The sequence below is a fragment of the Weissella sp. DD23 genome, assembly GCF_001579105.1.
Taxonomy (GTDB): Bacteria; Bacillota; Bacilli; order Lactobacillales; family Lactobacillaceae; genus Weissella; species Weissella cibaria.
The window spans coordinates 44,174-47,266 of sequence record NZ_KQ970400.1; the positions used below are offsets into that span (position 1 = coordinate 44,174).

Here is a 3,093-nt window from a genome sequence, read left to right on the forward strand (position 1 = left end):
CCCAACGCAGGTTATCACCCTTCGCCAACAACCAAACGTGGTCATCATCGTAACCAACTTGTTCAGCCGCATGGTAAGCCGCATTCAAGACACGGTATTCACCTTGGATAGGAATCACATGTTGTGGCTTCAACAAGTTGAGCAACAATTGGAAATCTTCCTTTGACGCGTGGCCTGAAGACTTCTTATCCGTTGAAATTTGCTTAACTGAGGCACCGGCGCGGAACAACATATCACGTGTTCGCGCCACGTAACCTTCCATGGCCGTAGATGGTGTTGTTGTAATAAAGACTAAGTCGCCTTCTTGAATTTGGATGTTGCGGTCATCGCCTTGTGCCATACGTTGCAAATGACGAATTGGCTCACCCATCTTACCAGTTTCCAAAATAACAGTTTCTTCAGGTGCCAGCTTGCTCAAATTCTTCAAAGAAACGAATAATTCGTTTTCAGGCATTGGCAAGTGCAACTTCTTCAAACGAAGGGCTGTGCGGACAACCTTTTCCAAATCGTTACCTGAGATAACGATTTTACGGTCAACCTTGTAAGCAGCATCAATAACTTGCTGGATACGTTGAATGTTTGAAGCCACTGCGGCGACGATGATACGGCCGTTCTTATGTGCACGGAATGAGTCCAAAACGTACTCTGCAAGTTCTGATTCGTGTGCTGACAAACCATAGCTTGCTGTACCGGCAGCATCAGCCAAGACAGCAATTACACCCTTGGCACCAATTTGTGCGAGACGCGCTAAATCAGTTCGGTAGTATGGCAATGCCGTCGTATCAATTTTAAAGTCACCAGTGTAAACAATTTGCCCCTCTGGTGTTTCGATAACGATCCCCAATGATTCTGGAATCGTGTGTGTGGTCTCAAAAAATGAAACCGTTACATCCCCAAAGCTAACTTCTGAATTACCACGAACAACGTGATAATCATCAAACCCCTTTGCTTCTGGCTCAGCTTCAACAGCAAGCTTAGCCAATTCAATCGTTAATTCTGAACCAAAAACTGGCACCTTCACTTCACTTAACAAGTAAGGCAATGCACCAATTGCATCTGCGTGACCGTGTGTCAAAAAGACACCGGCAATCTTATCAGCGTTTTCTACCAAGTAGGCAAAATCTGGAATAACCACATCCACGCCAAGCAAATCGCTTTCTGGGTACTTCAACCCTGCATCCAAAATAAAAATGTCTTCACCGACGGTAACTGCATACATGTTCTTTCCGTTTTCACGTACGCCACCGAACGGCATAATACTTAATGTCGTTGTCATAATGTTCCTATTCTCGTTGTCTTTCACGGGTCAGCACAACCCAAACGTTTGTATGATTTATTCCAGTTTACCACAGTTTGAAGGCGGTACCAACAACAAGAAAAATAAAAATGGCGAACACCTGATCGACAACACCGATTAAGCTGTCTGATAGTTATATAACAAAAAAGAGCAAGTCCATAACAGACTTGCTCTTTTTATCAAACATCATTTGCGAACAAATAACATTTGATGTGGGATATAATCCCTATTTAGCTAACGTTGATTACTTGTTCAACAAAGCTGACAAACGTGACTTGTCACGTGAAGCCTTGTTCTTAGCAATCAAGCCCTTTGAAGCGGCACGGTCGATAGCTGATGAAGCGTTAACAAACAACTCTTGCAAGTTGTCTGCACCAGCTTCAGCGGCCTTACGGAACTTCTTCACTTCAGTACGGTATGCACTCAATTGTGAGATGTTACGCTCGCGTTGCACCTTGTTCAAGCGGGCACGTTGGATTGATGACTCAATAATTGGCATCGCTTTTCCCTCCGATGATAAATGTCAAAATAACGTACGTTGTTAATGTAAAAATTAACGACGCAATCCAAGCTTTTGGATCAACTCACGGTAACGTTGAACGTCGTTGTCACGCAAGTAACGCAACAAGTTACGACGGTGACCGATCTTCTTCATCAACCCACGTTGTGAGTGGAAGTCGTGCTTGTGCTCTGACATGTGTGCGTTCAATTCGTTGATGTCAGCAGTCAAAACTGCAACTTGAACTTCAACTGAACCAGTATCACCTTCGTGACGTGCGAATTCCTTGATGATTTCATTCTTGCGTTGTGCAGAAATAGCCATGTTGGATATCCACCTTTCTTTTGTATAGTCGCCTTAGACAACGTAGGACGACGGTGAACCGTCAAACATCGTAAAAGGTCGTGTGCTTTTGCACTTCAAATATAATACTAAACTTTCTAACGCAATGCAAGTAAAATTCCTAAGCAATATCTGCTTGATAGCGCAAGACAAATAATTCGAACAACAGTTCTGGTTCACGGGCTGTCGACTTAAGTTGTTCTTCCATCCCGACTAACCCTAAATAAGCTTTTGCTAATGCAGGGTAACTGAAGCGGCGAACAGTTTGACGCGCCAACTTAACGCGATATGGGTTAACCTTTAGCATTTTTGCAGTACCAGCTTCACTTTGCGTGGCTGATTTCACTTGCAATAGCAACCTGAACTGCCCGAGAATAGCTGCATGTAATCGAAGCGGTGCTTCACCACCCTCGATTAACTCGTGATACAGTTCGACTGCCCGTGTTAATTTACGATTCAACAACGCATTAATCAAGTCGAAAATATTTTCGCTCAAGGTACGTGTGACTAAAGCATCCACTGCTTGCTCATCAATTTGCTTCGTATCGTAGGCATACAGCATTAATTTATCCAGTTCAGACATAATTTGGGTCAATGACATATTCGTGAGTCGAACAAGTAGTTGGATGGCTGGGCCCGACATTTCAAAGCCGTTTTGCCGCAATTTATCCGTAATCATGCTACGAACATCTTTTTCTGTTAAATCACCAAAAGCTAAATAAGCTGCTTGTTCTTTCAACAACTTCACAACCTTCTTACGGCTATCAAGTTTTTCATAGGGTGCAAAAATCACCAAAACTGTTTGGGGCTCTGGATGTTCTGCATATGCAATCAAATCTTCGACATGATGTTCTACCTTTGTCCGGGGATTTTCACCGGTCAAGAAGTACGCGTCGTCAATCATGACAACCCGTCGATCACCAAAAAACGGTACCGATCGTGCATCATCTACAGC

4 protein-coding genes are annotated in these 3,093 nt (G+C 43.5%); all 4 read right to left on the reverse strand.

From position 1 onward, the window contains the following. A partial coding sequence (locus WEIDD23_RS11350) for a ribonuclease J (RefSeq protein ID WP_082778346.1) occupies positions 1-1,276 on the reverse strand: 1,276 nt, incomplete at its 3' end. Between the two features lie 265 nt (positions 1,277-1,541). Next, a complete protein-coding gene (gene rpsT / locus WEIDD23_RS11355; protein WP_010369748.1) occupies positions 1,542-1,796 on the reverse strand; it encodes a 30S ribosomal protein S20 in 255 nt (84 codons plus the stop codon). 54 nt (positions 1,797-1,850) lie between these two features. After that, the gene (gene rpsO / locus WEIDD23_RS11360; RefSeq protein WP_003609971.1) at positions 1,851-2,120 is read right to left on the reverse strand and encodes a 30S ribosomal protein S15; all 270 of its coding nucleotides are present in this window, start codon (positions 2,118-2,120) and stop codon (positions 1,851-1,853) included. A gap of 139 nt (positions 2,121-2,259) precedes the next feature. Continuing rightward, positions 2,260-3,093 (reverse strand): DNA polymerase III subunit delta (gene holA, locus WEIDD23_RS11365; protein WP_062359047.1); only part of this gene is annotated, 834 nt, incomplete at its 5' end.

What these genes read in the sequence shown, in the direction of transcription:
- rpsT (WP_010369748.1), bottom strand. Translation starts at nt 1,796, where the DNA reads ATGCCAATTATTGAGTCATCAATCCAACGTGCCCGCTTGAACAAGGTG.
- rpsO (WP_003609971.1), bottom strand. Translation starts at nt 2,120, where the DNA reads ATGGCTATTTCTGCACAACGCAAGAATGAAATCATCAAGGAATTCGCA.